This window comes from Leifsonella bigeumensis (assembly GCF_039537265.1).
GTDB classification, from domain to species: Bacteria; Actinomycetota; Actinomycetes; order Actinomycetales; family Microbacteriaceae; genus Terrimesophilobacter; species Terrimesophilobacter bigeumensis.
Map to the genome: position 1 here is coordinate 168,945 of NZ_BAABAE010000001.1, position 18,747 is coordinate 187,691.

Here is an 18,747-nt window from a genome sequence, read left to right on the forward strand (position 1 = left end):
GGGGTAAAGTCCGAAACACTCACTATCGAAGGAGATAGAGCGTGTTCACGAGTCCCTACCCCGACGTCGACATCCCGAACGTCAGCATTTACGACTACCTCTTCGCCGGCCTCAGCGACCATGAGCTGGATGGCATCGCCCTCATCGATGGCACGTCCGGAGCCGAGACGACGTATCGCGCGCTCATCTCGCAGGTCGAGGGAGTAGCCGGTGCCCTGGCCGCACGGGACGTCGATACCGACACGGTCGTCGCCCTGCTGTGCCCCAATTCGCCCGCCTTCGCGGCCGTGTTCCACGGCATCCTGCGAGCCGGCGCCACGGTCACGACGATCAACTCCCTCGCGACCGCCGAGGACATCGAGAAGCAGCTGAAGGACTCGAAGGCCACCTGGTTCATGACCGTCTCGCCGCTCCTGACCGGCGCGAAGGCTGCGGCCGCGGCGATCGGGCTGGCCGACGACCACCTCATCGTGCTCGACGGCGCGGATGGGCACCCCTCGCTGCGCGACCTGCTCGCCGAGGCCGCACCGCCGCCCTCCGTGACCTTCGATCCGGCGACCCACCTCGCCGTGCTCCCCTACTCCTCCGGGACGACCGGCGTGCCCAAGGGCGTCATGCTCAGCCACCGCAACCTCGTCGCGAACGTCGAGCAGTCGCGCCAGCTGATCACCATCGAGTCGGCAGACCGGGTGCTCGCCTTCCTTCCGTTCTTCCACATCTACGGGATGACGGTGCTCCTCAACCTCGCGATCAAGGAGCACGCGACCCTCGTGACCATGCCGAAGTTCGACTTCGTCGAGTTCCTGCGCATCATGCAGGACCATCGCTGCACCTACGTCTTCATCGCGCCGCCGGTCGCGGTCGGGCTCGCCAAGCATCCGCTCGTCGAGCAGTACGACATCTCGAGAGTCCGGATGATCTTCAGCGGCGCCGCCCCGCTCGACGGCGCGCTCGCTCAGGCCGTGATCGATCGCCTCGGCTGCCAGCTGAAGCAGGGCTACGGCATGACGGAGCTCAGCCCGGTGAGCCACGCCGTCCCGCAGACGAACGACGACCTTCCCCTCGACTCGGTCGGGTTCACGATCCCGAACATGGAGTGCAGGCTCATCGACCCGGAGACGGGCGAAGAGATCGACCTGCCGACCGAGGGGGTGAGCGCGCCGGGAGAACTCCTGTGCCGCGGCCCGAACGTCATGCTCGGTTACCTCGGCAATGACGAGGCGACCCGAGCGATCATGACCGAGGACGGCTTCCTGCGCACGGGCGACATCGCGACGGTGAGCTCGGAAGGTGTCGTCACGATCGTCGACCGCCTCAAGGAGCTCATCAAGTACAAGGGATACCAGATCGCCCCCGCCGAGCTCGAGGCGCTGCTGCTCACCCACCCGGCGATCGCGGATGCCGCCGTCATCGGCATCCCGGGCGACGAGGGCCAGGAGGTCCCCAAGGCCTTCGTCGTGCTGCAGGCCGGCGCCGAACTCGACGAAGCAGGGGTCATGGACTTCGTGTCCGAGCATGTCGCGCCGTACAAGAAGGTGCGGCGCGTGCAGTTCACGGATGCCATCCCCAAGTCGAGCGCGGGCAAGATCCTCCGCAAGGACCTGCGCGCCGCCGAGCGGGTGCGACAGGACTAGGACACGCGAACGGCGGCTTCCTGGCGGTATCCGGTCACCACACGGCGGATGCCGGCGAACTTGCGGTTCAGCGCCACGGTCGGCGCATCCAGCAGCAGCGGCCCGCCCGCGAGTTCTCCCAGCTTCTGCACCGTGCAGGCGACGATCAGGTCGTCCGGGCTCAGGCGCTCCAGTAGCCGGTCGTCCATCTGCTGATTCCCCCGGCCCAGAACGATGCCCTGACCGCCCACCGGTGACACGACGACCTGGAACCGTCCAGAGCCCACCGTGCGGTTCAACCCTGCGGCGTCGAGATCGGTGCCGACGACCACGCCGTCACGCACCGCATCGACCCCGAGCAGGCTGAACTCGAAGCCCAGGCTGCGCCCGATCGCCTGAACCGTCGTGCCCGGCCCGAACAGGCAGGTCTCGCCGGGCCTCAACCTTGCGGCGACCTCGGCCGCGATGCCCGCTACCGTGGTGCTGCCGGGCGGCACGGAACTGCGTTTGCCCGACTGGATGCCGCGCGCCGCATGCGGAACGAGCATGCGCCCGTACAGGCGAGACCGCAGTCGCCCCGACCTCCTGGCGGCCTCGTCGATGTCGACGACGTCGGCGACGACCCGGTCGACCGCACCGCGCATGCTCGCCTGAATGATGTTCCCGGCGTCTTCCGGCGTGACGGCGAACACCGCGGAGTGCATCTTGACCCCCGAGGGGATGCCGAGCACGGTCTGGGATTCGCCGAGGACCTCGCAGAGGTCTCGCGCGGTACCGTCGCCCCCGGCGAACACGATGAGGTCGACCCGCTCGCCGACCAGCATCCCGGCGAGCCGTTTCGTGTCTGAGGCGGTCGAGGACTCTTCGGCCTGGCGGTAGACGACGCGATGGCGTACTCCCGCCCGTTCTGCCGCGTCGGCGCCGAGCACACCGGCGCCCGTGACGACCTCGAAATCCGGGAGCGCACCGAACGGAAGCAGGGCGCGGACGGCGCGTTCCGTCGCCCGCGAGATCCCGCCTCGCTGAGTCGCCAGTCGTTGCGTCGCCTCGCCGTCGCTTCCCTTGAGCGCAGCCTCGCCACCGAGTCCCGCCACGGGATTCACGATCAATCCGCAGCGGAACACGCTCACCGGTGGAACGCCTTCGGCGGCCGAGGCTTTGCCGGCGCGCCCTCCTCGGGCTTCCAGTGATCGGGCATGTCCCGCTGCTCGCCGAGGTGCTTGCGGCGGTAGGCGCGCCAGGAGGTCGCCCAGGTGTCCGGGTCGTTCATCGCCTCGGAATCGATCTGGTGAACGCTGGAGCGGTGCGGTGCCGCGCGCACGAAGTCCGGCGAGTGCCTCGCCTCCTGGGCGACCTGCGCGAGTGAGGCGATGTACTCGTCCAGTTCGCGGCGCGAGTACGACTCGGTCGGCTCGATCGTGGCCGGCTCAGGCACGACGTAGGGGTGGTGGCTGGTCCAGTAGTGCATTCCGAAGTCGGCCAGGCGCTGACCGATCTCCCCGGAGGTGATTCCGGTGTCCTGGGTCAGGCCGGCCCAGCTGTAGCGAACCTGCTCGATGGGTGGACTGCCCTCCTGGATGTAGGCGGCGGTCACCCCGTCGATCCTGGTCAGCGCGTTCATCACGTAGTTGTTGTTCAGCACCGCGATCTCGGCGACCTCGCGCAGTCCGTCCGCCCCCATCGCCCTGATCCAGGCATAGGCGCGGATCAGGTTCGGGATGACTCCATAGAACGGCCGTGCGGGTGCGGTCGCGAGGGGGCCTGCGTCGATCAGCTGGTATCCGCCATCGCCCAGTCGCACGCGGGGCCCGGGCAGGAACGGCTCCAGCTCACGCGTGGCGCCGATGGCACCCGCGGCCGGGCCCCCGCAGGCGTGCGGGGTCGAGAACGTCTTGTGAAGGTTGAAGTGGCAGAGATCGAAACCGGCGGCCCGTGCTCGCGTGATGCCCAGCACGCCGTTCGCGTTCGCCTGGTCGTAGACGCACAGCGCCCCGACCGCGTGAGCCGCCTCGACGAGTTCCGCGATCCGCGGATTGAAGATCCCGGTGTCCTCCGGATTGGTGATCATGATCGCTGCGGTCCGCTCGGACAGCACGGCCGTGAGCGCCTCGAAATCCACGAAGCCGTCCTCGCCCGGGTACAGCGTGATGACCTTGTAACCGGCTGTTCTGGCGGTCGCCGCATTGGACGGGTGCGAGAAGATGGTGGTCACGATCTCGTCGCGGGTGTCCGCATCCCCCCGACTCTCGTGGTAGGCCTGCACGATCTTCACATTCGAGTAGATGGCGGCGGAGCCCGCCCCGGCCTGCAGGGAGATCGCGTCCATGCCTGAGATCTCGGCGAGGTACTGCTCCAGCTCGGAGAGGATGCGCAGCGTGCCCTGGGCCATCGAGTGATGCTGGAGCGGGTGGAGGTCGACCGACTTCGGCGAGCCGGCGAACGACTCGTTGATCTTCGGGCTGTACTTCATCGTGCAGGTGCCCTGGCCGATGTCGACATTGAGGTCGGCGCCGAGGGTCTCCTGCGAGAGCCTCAGGAAGTGACGAAGAACCTGGGGCTGCCCGATCTCCGGCAGGCCGGGGCGCTCAGCACGTCGAACCGAGCCCTCGGGGGAGGAACCGATCGCCGAGGTGAGAGAGGACGGAGCCTCCGGAAGCATGACGCCGCGCTGGCCGTCGCTGTGCAGGTCGAAGATGAGCGGCTCGTCCCAGCGCGGCGCGTGGTAGTCGCGCACCAGGCCCTTCCGGGTGATCCTGGACAGCCTCTCGTCCCGCGTCGCGGTGGGCTCGGAGACGATCGTCATGCCAGTACCTCCCGGAGTTCGGAGACCAACCGGTCGATGTCGGCCTGCTCGTGCAGCTCCGTCAGGCAGAACACGCTCAATTGGCCGAGACCGGGAAACTGGTCGGAGATGTCTGCGCCGCCGAGGATGCCGCGCTCCCGCAACCTCTCGTTGACCTCCGCAACGGTGGTGTCGCGATAGCGCACGACGAGTTCGCGCCAGTGAGCGGATCCCCGGAACGGCAGCTCGACCCCGGGCACACCCGACAGAGACTCGATGGCATATCGCGTGTACGCGGCGATGGTGTCCCCCAGTTCCCGCAACCCGCGCGGGCCGACCAGCGACAGATACACGCCCGCCGTGATGCCCCACAGCGCCGCCGCGGTGCCCACCCACTCGACGCCCTCCTCACGCATGGCGAGCGAGGTGCGTTCGTACGCGACATCGCAGAACCCGATCTCGCCGTCGACAGCGGTCGGCGCGAGCCCGAACAACCGCGACGGGTACTCGAACACGATGCGCTCCTCGTCGTGGCTCGCGATGAATCCGCCGTTGGCGCCGCCGAAGTGCATGCCGAGACCGAGCGACTGGATGTCGCCGCACACGATGTCCGCACCCCAGCTCGCCGGAGCGGGCAGGAAGCCCAGCGCGATCGGGTCGGTCGAGCACACCACGAGAGCGCCGGCGGCGTGCACCGCGGTGGCCAGCGATGCGGCGTCGGACTCCACGACCCCGAAGACGTTCGGGCTCTCGATGAAGACGGCGGCGATCGTGTCGTCGAGCAGGCCCCCGAGCGCTGTGCGATCGATCCGGCCGGTGGCGGGGTCGATCGGGACGGTCAGAACGTCGGCCGCCCCGGCGAGGTAGGTATCGATCTTCGCGCGCTTGGCGGCGGGTACGGCAGCGGAGACGATCACGCTGCGCCGACCCGTGACGCGCACGGCCATCCGGAGTGCCGTCGCCGCCGCCTGGTGGCCGTCATAGTTCGGCACGTTGACGACATCCATCTCGAGCAGCTCCGCCATGAGGCTCGTGTACTCGAAGATGGCCTGCCACTTGCCGTGGTCCTCGTACGGCTCACCCGCGTATGCGGTCAGGAACTCGGCACGCGAATTGACTTCGGAGCACACTGCAGGAACGTAATGGGGATAGCATCCGGCCCCCAGGAAGGAGAGCACCTCGGTCGTCGTGACGTTCGTGGCCAGGATGCCGTCGACGTGGCGCTTGAGCTCGACCTCCGAGCGGAACGCGGGCGGAAGGCTCAGCGCGCCCTCGACCCTCAGCGCATCCGGAATGCTCGCATACAGCTGCTCGATGTCATCGACGCCGATCGCGGAGAGCATGTCCGACCTGGTCGACGGCGCCGAATTGGGAATGTACGGATGGGCGGACGACAACGTGGCTCCTCCCCTTCGATCTGGATGGATTCCCACGTTACGGACGGAGGCGCGGCAAAACCCGCTCCATCTCGTACAATCGCCGAGGCGTGAGCGCCTTCGCGGATAGTGAGTGTGCCGCGAGGCCTACGGGCGTTGCGCACCCCGTGCGGCATGCAGTCGGCGGAACTCCACGGCGAGCCACAACTCGAGATACTCGGACGCGCTCGTCAGATCGTGCCCACTGATCTCACTCACCTTCGCCAGCCGGGCTCGCATGGTGTGCCGGTGGATGCCGAGCTCCGCGGCGGCGAGCTCCAGGCTGCCGATCGCGTCGAAGAAAGCCTGCAACGCCGGCAGCAGGGGTTGACGGCTGTTCGCCCGATCGTGCGCGTCGATGGGATGCAGGATGGAGTCGGCGAACGCGGTCTGCTCGGTCGGATCTCCGAGCAGCATGAGCGCGGCGTGCGTGTGGTAGTCGGGCAGTGCGACGAAGGCGACCCCGCGAGCCTGGGCGACCTCCCGCGCCCGCGTGGCCTCCTGGAAGCTCAGTTCGGCATCCTGCGGATCCACCTCCTTGCCGAGCCCGGCCTCGAGCACATCCGTCCCGTCGACCAGGTCCCGCAGCCGCTCGACGACATCGGGTTTCGGGTCGCACAGGATGGCGGTCATCCGATCGTCCTCGTTGCGCACGAGCACGTCGGCGGCGAGCTCCACGAGCCCGGCGACGAAACCGCGTCGTTGCGGCCCGGAGCGCATCCTGGCGCGGACCACCTGAACCGTGGTCGCCGACATTCCGGCGGACTGCAGCATTCCGGCGATCCGCTCCGGCGACTCGTTCCCACTGAGCAGTGCCTCGATGACCGCCTGCCGTGCGCGCCGCCCCGGCGCATCCGCCGCATGCCGAAGATCCAGCAGCAGGCTCAGAATCGGCACCGACATCTTCAGGATGGAGCGTTGATGGGCACTCAGCACGGCGCTGTGGCGGACCACCAGGACCCCCCGCAACGTGCCCTCCGTGCCGAGCGGCAGCACGATGAGGGCGGCCCCGCCCTCCTGAACCGACATCGAGCCGCGCGCCTCACCGAGAATGCGCTTCCTGATCTGCTGTCGCAACTCCCCCGTGAGGGGTTGCGGCGGATCCCCCTCGGGGGTCAGCGGCTGCAGTCGCGTGTCGTAGGCGACGCAGTCCAGTCCGGCGGACTCCCGCAGCCGGGAGAACACACCCAGGATGCCGTCACCGGAGGCGGCGGCCTCGCTGAGCTGTCGCTGGATCTCGACGGTCGAGCGCAACGGCAGGTTCAGCTCCGAGTTGATCGCATCCGCGACCGCGCGGACGACCGACTGCAGCGGCGTCAGGTTCGGGATGTCGACCAGCGCGAGGTCGGCATCCCGCGCCGCCATGATGAGCTCGTCCGGCACCGAGTCGTGCGCCACGTTCGGCCCCGTGCTGACGCCCAGCGCGGAGACGCCGGCGAGCGCAAGCCTCTGGCAGTACTCCAGCGCACCGTCATAGCCCCATTGGGCGTTCAAGCCCGTGGTCAGCAGCAGCTCGCCGCCCTCCAGCCAGGGCGTCGGATCGTCCAGCTCGCTCACGTGCGCCCAGCGGACCTCCCGGTCCAGGGCGTGCTCACCGGTCAGGAGCGACAGGCCGAGACCGGGGAAACGCAGCACCTCTCGAAGGGTCACCATGGTCCATTTTCTCATGCGTGCCCGATGGCAGACCTCCCGCAGGACGCGACGGGCATGCCGCTATCCGTCCCGGCGTGCCGTCGCGGGCGATTGTACGAAGCGGTGATCGATGCGGGAAGGGCACGCCCATACGGTAGAGGGAATTGTCCCCCGGCAGCGACACGAGACGGAGCACATCGGATGAACTGGGACCGTACCTACCAGATCGGGGTGGTCGTCAAAGACCTGGATCTCGCGAAGGAGCACTTCGAGAAGGCGGGGATCGGCCCCTTCGTCGAAGGACCGTCCCAGGCGGCATTCGACCGCCGCGTGAACGGCAAGCCCACCGATGCGGTAGTCCGCGGCGCGCTGGCGCAGATGGGGCCGGTCGAGTTCGAGCTCCTCCAGCCGGTCAGCGGCGACAGCATCCAGCAGCAGGCGCTCGAGGAGAAGGGCGAGCACGCCCTGCACCTGTGCGCCTACACGGATGACCTTCAGGCCGAGATCGCCCGCATGACGGCGGCCGGGTTCGAGGTGATCTCGGAGGGCAAGCTCACCGACGGCGGCAGCTTCGCGTACTTCGAGACTCGGGCGGTCGGCGGTCTGGTGCTCGAGATGCACCAGAAGGGCACGGATGTCTGAGTCGCGCCTGCGCCTGGGCTACAAGGCATCGTCCGAGCAGTTCGCTCCCGGCCCGCTGCTGGACTTCTCCGTGCTGGCCGAGGAGCTCGGGTTCGACTCGGTCTTCCTCTCCGACCACTTTCAGCCGTGGCGTCACGACGACGGGCATGCGCCCGCTGCCCTGCCCTGGCTCGGTGCGCTCGGGGCCCGCACGTCGCGGATCGCCATCGGGACGTCGGTACTCACTCCGACGTTCCGCTACCACCCCGCCGTGGTGGCGCAGGCCTTCGCGACCCTCGGGCTCATGTTCCCCGGGCGCATCATCCTGGGCGTCGGTACCGGCGAGTCTCTCAACGAGGTGCCGCTCGGGATCGACTGGCCGCCATCGCCCGAGCGGTTCGCCCGGTTGAAGGAAGCCATCCTGCTCATCAAACAGCTGTGGGTGGAGGACCGGGTGACCCACCACGGCACGTACTATTCCACGGAGAATGCGACCGTGTACGACCGGCCGGATACGCCGGTACCGCTCTACATCGGCGGCTCCGGCCCGGCGGCGACTCGTCTCGCCGGCAGGATCGCGGACGGCTACATCACGACATCCGGCAAGGCTCCGGAGCTCTACACCGATGTGCTGCTGCCCGCCCTCGCGGAGGGTCTCGACAAGGAAGGTCGTGAGCGAGCCGCGGTCGACACACTGCTCGAGGTGAAGGTCTCGTACGATCGCGACCGCGACCGCGCCATGCAGGACACCCGCAACTGGGCGGCGCTCGCGCTCACCCCGGACGAGAAGACCGGCGTCGAGGACCCGATCGAGATGCAGCGACTGGCGGACGCACTGCCCGTCGAGCGCGCGGCGACGCGCTGGATCGTCTCCGATGACCCTGCAGAGATGATCTCGCGCATCCGCGAATACCAGGCGCTCGGCTTCAACCACCTGGTCTTCCACGCTCCGGGGGCGGATCAGGAGCGTTTCCTGCGCAGCTTCTCCGCGGAAGTCCTGCCGGGGCTGCGCCAGCAGACCCGCTAGCGGCCCAGGGCGGGCAGTACGGACTCCGCCAGCCTGGCGAGCTGGTCGAGCTCGTCGTACACCGGGTTCAGGATGATCAGGTCCGGGCCGAGATCCGACAGGGCGGCGAGCGCCTCGGCGCAGTCCTGCGGGGTGCCGGAGATGCCGACGGACGCCGCCAGCTCATCCGGGTTCTCGCCGGTGATCCAGTGCACCGCGAACCACCGCGCCAGTCGGCGCCTGGCCGTCTCCCGATCGTCCTCGACGGCGATGTAGACCTTCTTCGAAATCGTGAAGTCGCGCGTCTGACCCTCGAGCGCGAGGCCGACCGATGGGACGAGTTCCGCGAACCGGGCGATCGACGTGCCGCCGGCGGAGACCCAGCCCTGCCCTTCGCGCAGGGCGCGCGCCAGGGCGCCAGGGCTCTTGCCGCCGAACCACAGCGGCGGATGCGGCCGTTGGACGGGCTTCGGCTCCATCGGAGCATCGACGATGCTCCGGAACGCGCTCTCGTGGTCGAAGCGCTCCGTGGTCCACAGCCCCTTGAGCACGCGCACCAGTTCGTCGAGCCGTTCACCGCGGGCCTCGACGGGGACGCCGGATGCGCGGTACAGCGAGAGCATGTCGCCGATCGCGAGTCCGACGATGAGCCTGCCCCGGCTCAGGCGGTCCAGGGAGCCCAGCTGCTTCGCCAGAACGACGGGGTTGCGGGCGGGAGCGATGATCGCGGCGGTGCCCAGCCTGATCGTGCTCGTGAGCGCCGCGACGTAGGCCAGGTTGACGATCGGCTCGAGACTCGGGTCCGCCCCGATCGTCTGTTCCTGCACCCACAGGCTGTCCAGACCGTAGCCTTCCGCGGCGCGGGCGAATTCTGCGGTGTCGTCGACCAGAGCGGCCCCGGAGGCCCCGCTCTGCGGAAGCGCAATGCCGAATCGGGTCGATGCCATCGTCAGCTCCCTGTGGTGTCGCGGACGAATTCCAGGGCGCCCGCGATGTCCCCGCCCGGATCGAGCGCGATCTCGGTTATCCCGGACCTGCCGAACTCCTCGACGAGGTCACGGCACTCCGCCGGGGAGCCGGCGATGCAGAACTGGTCGACCAGATCATCCGGTACGAGGTCGCGAAGGTCGTCGCCGGACGCGACGGCGGAGGCGATGCGCTGCATGCGCTCGTCGTCGAGGTCGCTCCACTCGGTGAACAGCTTGGAGAGGAAACCGACCTTCGACCATCGGGCGATGAAGTCGGCCAGCACACCGCGCATGCGCTGCTTGGCCAGAGCGCCGTCTGCGTCAACCGCGATGGGAAGGTAGGCGACGACGGGCACCGCAGGACGCGCGGCCGCGGCCGCAGCCTCGGCGACCGTCCCGGCCGCCCAGCTCGCGTGCGCTCGAGAGCACATCATCGTGAGGATGACGCCGTCCATGCCGGCGCCGGCCTGCGCGAGCGCCTTCGGGCCCACCGCGGCAACGAAGATGGGCGGAACGGCGCCGGACACCTCACCGGTGAGCCGGAGGCCGGCGGACTCGTGCAGCACGCCACCCTGGTCGAGCACCTCACCGGCCAGCAGGGTTCTCAGCGATGACACCGCCTCGGACACGATCGCCAGCGGCGGCGAGGCCGGCATGCCCACGAGGGCGGCCCGCTCGGCGACCCCGGCGCCCAGGCCGACCGTCACCCGGTCCGGCGACAGGTCGGTCAACGTTCTGATGTCCATGGCAAGAGACGCCGGATGGCGGTGCTGCGGCGCGAGGATGCCGAAGCCGATGCCGATCCGCGACGTCGACACCAGGCTCGCGGCCGCAATGGGGATGGCCCCGCGATAGAAGAGGTCCTCGGAGAGCCACACGCGCTCGATCCCGGACTGCTCCGCCCTGACGACGGAATCCACCGTCTCCCGGGCCGAACCATGGTTCGACAGGTGCAGGCTCAGCAGTGGCGTGCTCATGGGGACCTCCCGGTGGGGGGTGGGGGTGCGGCGGCGCCGCACCCCCACCCGACTTGCAGCGTTACACGATCTCCATGAGCGAGTCGCGCTCGATGGACGACAGCATCTCCGGCACGTCATCGGTCACGTGCACGTGCTCCTCGAGCGCGAACACACCGAGGCCGGACGAGTCGTACAACCACGGCTCGACCGCGAGAACCATACCGGCCTGCAATGGCTCATCGTTGTACGGAGTGAGCATGACCGGCTCGTGCAGGTCCATGCCGATACCGTGGCCGATCATGTCCAGGCTCACCAGGCCGGACTCCTTGATCACCGATTCCGCGGCAAAGAAAACCTCCTTCGCCGGGATGCCGGGGCGGCACTTCGCCACCGCAGCGGCCTGCGCTCGCACCACGACGTCATAGATCTCGTGATGGCGCGACGTGGCCTTTCCGATGTGGGTCGTGTACGCGACATCCGTCACGTAGGTGTTGAACTTCGCGCCGATGTCGATGATGAGCAGGTCACCGTCGATGAACGGGCGATCCTGGGGCAGGGAGTCGCTGCAGTGGTAGCGATCCTTGCCGGCGCGGATGTTGCGGAACGACGTGCCGTTCGCGCCACGGGCCATCATCTCGGTCGCGATCCTGGTGCCGACCTCGACCTCCGTCTGGCCCTGCGCCAGATCGCGGCGCGCCACCGTGATCGCCTCGTCGGTGATCGCGGTGAGCCAGCGCATGCGCTCCAGCTCCCGTTCCGACTTGATCATCCTGGTGCCCCAGATCACATTGGCGGCACTGCGGATCTCGCCCGGCGCGAGCTCGCTCATCACATACAGGTAGTCGTCGACGTTCCAGTTCGGAAGCAGGTGGCTCCCGCGCTCGAACCCGATCGTCGCGGTGGCGCCGCCCAGAGTGCGAACCGCCTCGACCAGCACCCTGGCGTATTCGCGCGGTGCGGCGTGCGGCTCGTTGAACGTCATCAGGTGATCGACCCAGGTGGTCGAGAACGCTGTGCCGGAGAAGAACTGCGCGATGACCAGGATGGGGTCCTTCGTGCGGTGGAGCACCAGTGCAGCCGTTGGGAAGGACTTCGAATTCCAGTGTCCGGTCTGAAAGCCGGAGAAGTATTCGACGTTCTCCTGGGAGGTCAGCACCACGACATCCAGCCCATCGACGGCCATGAGCTCCTGCGCACGATGGGTGCGCCGTTCATACTCGTCCCGCGGGAAGTCGGTCCACTTCAGTCGGTATTCCTCTGCGAATGCCACTTATTGCTCCTTAGCTTCTGGCGAGGCCTGCGCCTCACCTGGATGATCTGCGACGGTCCGGTCAGCGTGAGCTGTAGGTGCGCTCTTCGATCGGCGTGGCCTCGACGAACTCGTTCGTGAAGTTCTTCGTCGAGTCGACCTTTGTGTCGAGCTGCTTGAGCTCGAAGAGCATCTCCGCCTGCTGTGCCCAGGAGTCCGCGTTGTGAATTCCGAGGCCGTTCTCATCGGTGAATGCCGTAGCGACGAACTGCCGGTCGAGGAGGAACGTCGCCTCCAGCGCCGGGGCCTTGACGTTGGCGATCCGTGACGCCATCGCCTCGGCGGCGGCCTTCGGGTCCTCGAGAGTCGCCACCATGCCCCGAAGAGTGGCGCGCACGAAACGCTCCACGAGGTCCGGGTTCTTCTCAAGGAACTCCTCGCTCGTGAACAGCGTCGTCGACGGAGCGACATAGCCGGCGTCAGAGAGCGGCAGGATGTTCAGCTCGTCGTAGAAGTCGAATGCGGCGAGGTTGCCGATGAAAGTGCCGGCGGCGTCGATGTCGCCTTCGAGCAGAGCCGCGTACTGGGCTCCCGGGCTGAGGTTGACGAAGTCGATGTCCTTCTCCCCGATTCCCTTCAGGCTCAGCGCGGCCAGGATTCCGACGGTTCCGGAGCTTGCGACGGTGCCACCGATCGACTTCCCTTCGAGTTCCTCCCAGCTGTCGATGCCCGAGGTCTTGAGCGTGATGACCGCCATGGGCTGTTCCTGATACTGCTGCATGACGGAAACGACGTTGATGCCCTTCGACTGGGCGGAGAGCAGGTGCGAGCTCTCCCCGGTGCCGAACATCACCTCGCCGTTGGCCACCAGCTGTACCGACGTGGCGCCGCCGTTGCCGGCCTGGTCGACCAGCTGGATGCCCTCATCCTCGTAGAAACCCTGGGCCTTGGCGTACTCATACGGAAGCGTGAGCTGGTCGGGGACCCAGGAGTGACGCATCGTCACTATGTCGAGGCCGTCCTCCTTCTGGACGTCGGTGCCGCCACTGGAGCAGGCGCCGAGAGACACCGCCGCGACCAAGCCGGCAACGGCGACGGCGACTGTGCGAATAACACGTGAATGCAACATGACTCTCCTTCTGTTTGTAGGGGGGTATAACTGTGGTGGCGCGTCGATCAGCTCTCGCGCAGACTGCGGTTGTTGGCCCGGGTGCCGACCATCATTCGACCCAGCACTCTGATGCCGAAGTAGAAGATCATTCCCAGGACCGAGATCAGGATGATGGCGGCGAACACCTCATCTGTGGCGATACGGCTGTTCGCCATCAGGATCTGGTAGCCGAGCCCGGCGCGAGCACCGACGAACTCGCCGACGATCGCACCGACGACGGCGAGCGACATGCCCACCTCGAGGCCCGCGACAATGGACGGCAGGCTCGCCGGCACATAGATCATGCGGAACTTCTGCCAGCCGTTCGCGGAGACGGAGTGCATCATCTCCAACAGGTTCACGTCGACGCCCTCGAAGCCGACCACGGTGTTCACGAGCACAGGGAAGAGGCAGATGAGCGCCGTGATCGCGACGATGGCGTTCTCCCCGACGCCGAACCAGATGATGAACAGTGGGGCGAGTGCCACCTTGGGGACGGTTTGGAGGAAGACCGCGCCGGGATAGATGATCTTGCGCAGCATCTTCGAGTAGAAGATCCCGAGCGCCAGCACGAAGCCGAGCAGGGACCCGACCACGAATCCGAGCAGGATCTCCCTCGCCGTGACGATGCCGTTGGACAGCAGCGTCTCCCAGTTGTCGACCATCGACTGCCAGATCAGCGACGGGCCGGGCAGGATGAAGGCCCGCACCGCGCCGGCCAGGTAGGCGATCTCCCAGGCCACGATGAGGGCGGCGTAGAACAGCACTGCGGGGATATTGCCCTTGACGGCCCTGAGGAGCCGGGGTGAACCGGTGGCGCGAAGGCGCGTTTGCTTAGGCATGGGGCTCCAGCATTTCTCTCAGTTCCTGCGTGGCGGCGATGAACCGGGAGTCGGTCCGGTGCTGCACGGTGCGGGGGCGCTCGAGGTCGATCAGTACCGACTTCTGAAGGGATGTCGGACGCGGGCTCATCGACAGCACGTGATCGGACAGCAGAACGGCTTCCTCGATACTGTGCGTCACGAACAGGATGGTCTTTCCCGACTCGGCCCAGATGCGCAGCAGCTCGAACCCCATCCGATCCCTCGTGATCATGTCGAGGGCGCCGAACGGCTCGTCCATGATGAGCACGCCGGGGTCGTAGGAGAGCGCTCGCGCAATCGCGACCCGCTGCTGCATCCCGCCCGAGATCTGGTCGGGGCGGTGGTCGGCGAAATCCTCGAGGCCGACGAGCTTGAGCAGCTCACGGCCGCGGTCCTCCTTGTCCTGCTTCGACCAGCCCAGCACGTCGAGAGGCAGCGTGACGTTCCTGAGGACCGACCGCCACTCCACGAGCGTCGGTCGCTGGAACACGAACCCGAACTTGCGGCCGGCGCGAGCCATCGAAGGCGACTCCCCGTCGATCAGGATCTCACCGGACGTCGGCGGCAGCAGGTCGCCGATCATCCGGGCGACGGTCGTCTTCCCGCAACCCGACGGACCGATGATCGACACGAAGCTGCCTGCCGCAATATCGAAGGACACGGAATCCACGGCATGGGTCTGCCCCGTCGGTGTGGTGAAGGTCTTGCTGACATCCTTCACCCGGACCGCGGCGCCGCCGCTCTTGCCGGTCATATTGCTCCTTCGAAGCCCGTGGAACGTCATCGTCACGCCCCGCATGAACCCCCGGAAAACGACTGCCCTTCAACATGGACGTCGATGTGGCCCGGTTGCTTCCGGCAACTCTATGTGGGCGTTCTGATAGCCAACAATCGACATCACGTACATTCGGGGGAAGGCGGTGGACAGTGCGGATATCGGCGAAATCGGATGCCCGATCAGGGGTTCGCACCGCGCAACGGCGGCGGCGGCACGCGCGGCTAGGCTTGAGCTGTCCGGCTCAACCCCACCCACTGGAGCTCTCCCGCTGTGACTGATTCCGTCGCCAACGCCATCGCGACCCCCGACCACGAGCAGCCGTACGCGGCGCTCGGACTGAAGCCCGACGAGTACGCGCGCATCCGGGAGATTCTCGGGCGCCGACCGACGAGCGGTGAGCTTGCGATGTACTCGGTCATGTGGAGCGAGCACTGCTCCTACAAGAGCTCCAAGGTCTACCTGCGCCAGTTCGGCGAGAAGGTCTCCCCGAAGATGCGCGAGAAGCTGATGGTCGGCATCGGCGAGAACGCCGGCGTCGTGGACATCGGCGAGGGCTGGGCCGTGACCTTCAAGGTCGAGTCGCACAACCATCCATCCTTCATCGAGCCGTTCCAGGGCGCCGCGACCGGCGTCGGCGGGATCGTGCGCGACATCATCTCGATGGGGGCACGGCCGGTCGCCGTCATGGACCAGCTTCGGTTCGGTGCCATCGACCATCCGGACACCGCCCGCGTCGTGCACGGCGTCGTCTCCGGGATCAGCTTCTACGGCAACTGCCTCGGCCTGCCGAACATCGGCGGCGAGACCTACTTCGACGCCTGCTACCAGGACAACCCGCTCGTGAACGCGCTCGCCGTCGGCGTACTGCGCCACGAGGACCTGCACCTCGCGAACGCCCGCGGCGTCGGGAACAAGGTCGTGCTGTTCGGCGCGCGCACCGGCGGTGACGGCATCGGCGGGGCGAGCATCCTGGCCTCGGATACCTTCGCCGAGGGCGGGCCGACCAAGCGCCCGGCTGTGCAGGTCGGCGACCCCTTCGCCGAGAAGGTGCTCATCGAATGCTGCCTCGAGCTGTTCGCCGGCGATCTCGTCGAGGGCATCCAGGATCTCGGTGCGGCCGGAATCAGCTGCGCCACGAGCGAGCTCGCCTCGAACGGCGACGGCGGGATGTTCATCGAGCTCGACAAGGTGCTTCTGCGCGACCCGTCACTGACCGCCGAAGAGATCCTGATGAGCGAGAGCCAGGAGCGCATGATGGCGATCGTGCGGCCCGACAAGCTCGAGGCGTTCCTCGCCGTCACCGCGAAATGGGATGTCGAGACGAGCGTGCTGGGCGAGGTCACCGACACCGGGCGGCTCGTCATCCACTGGCACGGCGAGGAGATCGTCGACGTCGAACCGCGCACCGTCGCGATCGACGGACCGGTGTACGAGCGACCCGTGGCCTACCCGGCCTGGATCGACGCGCTGCAGGCCGATTCGGCATCCGCGCTGCCGCGCTCGAACGAGCCTGCTGCGCTGCGCGAGCAGTTCCTGCAACTGCTCGGCTCGCCGAATCTCGCCTCGAAGTCCTGGATCACCGACCAGTACGACCGCTACGTCGGCGGCAACACGGCGCTCAGCTTCCCGGATGACGGCGGCATGGTGCGCGTCGACGAGAACAGCGGGCTCGGCTTCGCGATCGCCGCGGATGCGAACGGTCGCTACGCCCAGCTCGACCCGTATCAGGGCGCCCGCCTCGCCCTCGCGGAGGCCTACCGCAACGTCGCGGTCACCGGCGCCGTGCCGGCCGCCGTGTCCGACTGCCTCAACTTCGGCTCCCCGGAGAACCCCGAGGTCATGTGGCAGTTCTCGCGGGCCGTCGAGGGTCTCTCCGACGGATGCCTGGAGCTCGAGATCCCGGTGACCGGCGGCAACGTGAGCTTCTACAACCAGACCGGCGACGTGCCGATCCACCCGACGCCGGTCGTCGCGGTGCTCGGGGTGATCCCGGATGTCGCAGCACGCATCCCGAGCGGCTGGCAGGACGAAGGCAACAACATCTACCTGCTCGGGACGACATCCGAGGAGTTGGACGGCTCGGCCTGGGCCGGAACGATCCACGACCACCTCGGCGGGCGGCCGCCCGCGGTCGACCTCGCACGGGAGAAGAAGCTCGCGGCACTGCTCGCGGCCGGCGCGCAGGAGTCGCTCATCGCCTCCGCGCACGACCTCGCCGACGGCGGGCTCGCCCAGGCGCTCGCGGAGAGCGTCCTGCGGTTCGGCGTCGGCGCCCGGGTCTGGCTCGGCGACATCCTGCATCGCGATGGCGTGGATGTCGCGACGGCGCTGTTCAGCGAGTCGACGGGTCGCGTGATCGTGAGCGTGCCGCGCGAGGACGATGTGAAGTTCCAGGGGCTGTGCGAGGGGCGGGGCTACCCGGTGCTGCGCATCGGCGTGACCGACAAGCTCGCGCCGGCCCTCGAGATCCAGGATGTCTTCACGCTCGACCTGGACGAGCTGCGCGCCGCCCACACTGGCACGCTCCCCGCCTCCTTCTCCTGACCCCCCTCCTCACCCCCCCTCCCCCTGACCCCCTCCGTTTGTGCGCACTTTTGGTCGCTCCGACAAGGCGGATTCCGACCAAAAGTGCGCACAAACGAGGCCTGTGGAGAGAGCGCTCGATACACGCGCTGGATGCGCAACGATCGACGGATGCGCAGACCCGCCCCCCCTTCCGAAGGAACTCTCCGGCCGCGCCATATCCGTCGCCGAGGCGATGGCCGCGGGGGTCAGCCGCGAACGGCTTCGTCGAAGCGACCTCTCGACCCCGTTCACCGGCGTACGTTCACCGCTCGGCGGCGATGACACTCTCCTTCTCAGGGACCTTCCCGCCGGGCCCGACGATCCCGAATACTGGACCCGAGTTCGCGAACTCGTGCTCGCCCGCGCGCGGAGCTATCGACGCAGGATGTCCGGCAGAGTCGTCTTCAGCCACGCGACGGCGGCCCACATCCATGGCTTCTACCTGCCCTCACGCCTCGCGACCGACCTCACCCTCCACGTGGCCACTGCGGCTCCGGGATATCGGCCCCGCACGCGAGGAGTGCGCGGCCACCTCATGCCGGAAGGCCGTGTCGAACTCGCCACGGTCGACGATCTGGTGACAACGGCGCCGCTGGACACCTGGTGCATGCTGGCGAGCTCCCTGTCCCTGGACCAGACCGTGGTCATCGCCGACCAACTCATGGAGCGCCAGCATCCGGTGGCCACGCTCGCGGAGCTGTCTCGCGCCGCCCGCGCCCACACCGGGCGGCATGGAGCCAAGCAGCTCCGTGCCGCGCTACCGCTCGCGCGTGCCCGCACCGATTCCCCGAAGGAGACCGAACTCCGCCTGGTCATCGTGCGCGCCGGACTTCCGGAGCCGCTCATCAATCATCCGGTGCTCAATCGCTTCGGGGTGGAGCTGCGTCTGGGCGATCTGGTGTACCCGCAGCTTCGCGTCCTGGTCGAGTACGACGGCTGGCGCCATCGTGACGACTCCCGCCAGTTCGAACGCGACATCGACAGGCTCTCGGAGGCTGTCGAGGACGGTTGGTATGTCGTCCGCATCCACAAGGGCATGCTCGGAGCGAACGCTCAGGTCGCGGTCCATCACGTCCGCGCCGCTCTTCTCGCTCAGGGTTGGCGCCCATAGCCTCCCGCTTGTGCGCACTTTTCGTCGCAATGGAC

At 67.7% G+C, this 18,747-nt stretch carries 15 protein-coding genes; 5 read left to right on the plus strand and 10 right to left on the minus strand.

The features are described from left to right. The first annotated feature begins 41 nt into the window (after window positions 1-41). Complete coding sequence (locus ABD678_RS00875; RefSeq protein WP_344752768.1) at window positions 42-1,634, plus strand: AMP-binding protein; 1,593 nt, start codon at window positions 42-44, stop codon at window positions 1,632-1,634. Here the strand turns inward: ABD678_RS00875 and ABD678_RS00880 are convergent. The 4 genes from ABD678_RS00880 to ABD678_RS00895 form a co-directional block, all read right to left on the minus strand. Further along, window positions 1,631-2,743 (minus strand): ATP-NAD kinase family protein, encoded by a 1,113-nt coding sequence (locus ABD678_RS00880; RefSeq protein WP_344752769.1) that lies wholly within the window; start codon window positions 2,741-2,743, stop codon window positions 1,631-1,633. The two genes, ABD678_RS00875 and ABD678_RS00880, sit on opposite strands and share 4 nt — an antisense overlap. Beyond that, window positions 2,740-4,416, minus strand: a complete 1,677-nt coding sequence (gene gcvPB, locus ABD678_RS00885) for an aminomethyl-transferring glycine dehydrogenase subunit GcvPB (protein ID WP_344752771.1) — start codon at window positions 4,414-4,416, stop codon at window positions 2,740-2,742. Before gcvPB ends, ABD678_RS00880 begins: the two co-directional genes overlap by 4 nt. Beyond that, the gene (gene gcvPA, locus ABD678_RS00890) at window positions 4,413-5,828 is read right to left on the minus strand and encodes an aminomethyl-transferring glycine dehydrogenase subunit GcvPA (protein ID WP_344752773.1); all 1,416 of its coding nucleotides are present in this window, start codon (window positions 5,826-5,828) and stop codon (window positions 4,413-4,415) included. Before gcvPA ends, gcvPB begins: the two co-directional genes overlap by 4 nt. A gap of 90 nt (window positions 5,829-5,918) precedes the next feature. After that, window positions 5,919-7,463, minus strand: a complete 1,545-nt coding sequence (locus ABD678_RS00895) for a PucR family transcriptional regulator (protein WP_344752775.1) — start codon at window positions 7,461-7,463, stop codon at window positions 5,919-5,921. Window positions 7,464-7,643: 180 nt separating this feature from the next. On the opposite strand from ABD678_RS00895, the gene ABD678_RS00900 reads away from it, so the two are divergent. Both ABD678_RS00900 and fgd read left to right on the plus strand, forming a co-directional pair. Then, a complete protein-coding gene (locus ABD678_RS00900) occupies window positions 7,644-8,084 on the plus strand; it encodes a VOC family protein (protein ID WP_344752777.1) in 441 nt (146 codons plus the stop codon). Next, window positions 8,077-9,090 (plus strand): glucose-6-phosphate dehydrogenase (coenzyme-F420), encoded by a 1,014-nt coding sequence (gene fgd / locus ABD678_RS00905; RefSeq protein ID WP_344752779.1) that lies wholly within the window; start codon window positions 8,077-8,079, stop codon window positions 9,088-9,090. The genes ABD678_RS00900 and fgd overlap by 8 nt, the downstream gene beginning before the upstream one ends. Here the strand turns inward: fgd and ABD678_RS00910 are convergent. The 6 genes from ABD678_RS00910 to ABD678_RS00935 form a co-directional block, all read right to left on the minus strand. Further along, window positions 9,087-10,016, minus strand: a complete 930-nt coding sequence (locus ABD678_RS00910) for an LLM class flavin-dependent oxidoreductase (protein ID WP_344752780.1) — start codon at window positions 10,014-10,016, stop codon at window positions 9,087-9,089. The two genes, fgd and ABD678_RS00910, sit on opposite strands and share 4 nt — an antisense overlap. A 2-nt stretch (window positions 10,017-10,018) precedes the next feature. Next, complete coding sequence (locus tag ABD678_RS00915) at window positions 10,019-11,014, minus strand: LLM class flavin-dependent oxidoreductase (RefSeq protein WP_344752782.1); 996 nt, start codon at window positions 11,012-11,014, stop codon at window positions 10,019-10,021. A gap of 61 nt (window positions 11,015-11,075) precedes the next feature. After that, entirely contained in the window at window positions 11,076-12,266 is a 1,191-nt protein-coding gene (locus ABD678_RS00920; protein WP_344752783.1) for a M24 family metallopeptidase, read from the minus strand. Between the two features lie 61 nt (window positions 12,267-12,327). Continuing rightward, window positions 12,328-13,374 (minus strand): ABC transporter substrate-binding protein, encoded by a 1,047-nt coding sequence (locus tag ABD678_RS00925; protein ID WP_344752785.1) that lies wholly within the window; start codon window positions 13,372-13,374, stop codon window positions 12,328-12,330. 47 nt (window positions 13,375-13,421) lie between these two features. After that, window positions 13,422-14,237, minus strand: coding sequence for an ABC transporter permease (locus ABD678_RS00930; protein WP_344752786.1), 816 nt, complete (start codon window positions 14,235-14,237; stop codon window positions 13,422-13,424). Continuing rightward, a complete protein-coding gene (locus tag ABD678_RS00935) occupies window positions 14,230-15,012 on the minus strand; it encodes an ABC transporter ATP-binding protein (protein ID WP_344752788.1) in 783 nt (260 codons plus the stop codon). Before ABD678_RS00935 ends, ABD678_RS00930 begins: the two co-directional genes overlap by 8 nt. A 294-nt stretch (window positions 15,013-15,306) precedes the next feature. Between ABD678_RS00935 and purL the strand changes: the two genes are divergently transcribed. Then, complete coding sequence (gene purL / locus ABD678_RS00940; protein WP_344752789.1) at window positions 15,307-17,580, plus strand: phosphoribosylformylglycinamidine synthase subunit PurL; 2,274 nt, start codon at window positions 15,307-15,309, stop codon at window positions 17,578-17,580. A 103-nt stretch (window positions 17,581-17,683) separates the two neighbouring features. Further along, window positions 17,684-18,712: a hypothetical protein gene (locus ABD678_RS00945; protein WP_344752791.1), complete on the plus strand. Its 1,029-nt coding sequence runs from the start codon at window positions 17,684-17,686 to the stop codon at window positions 18,710-18,712. Window positions 18,713-18,747 lie beyond the last annotated feature (35 nt).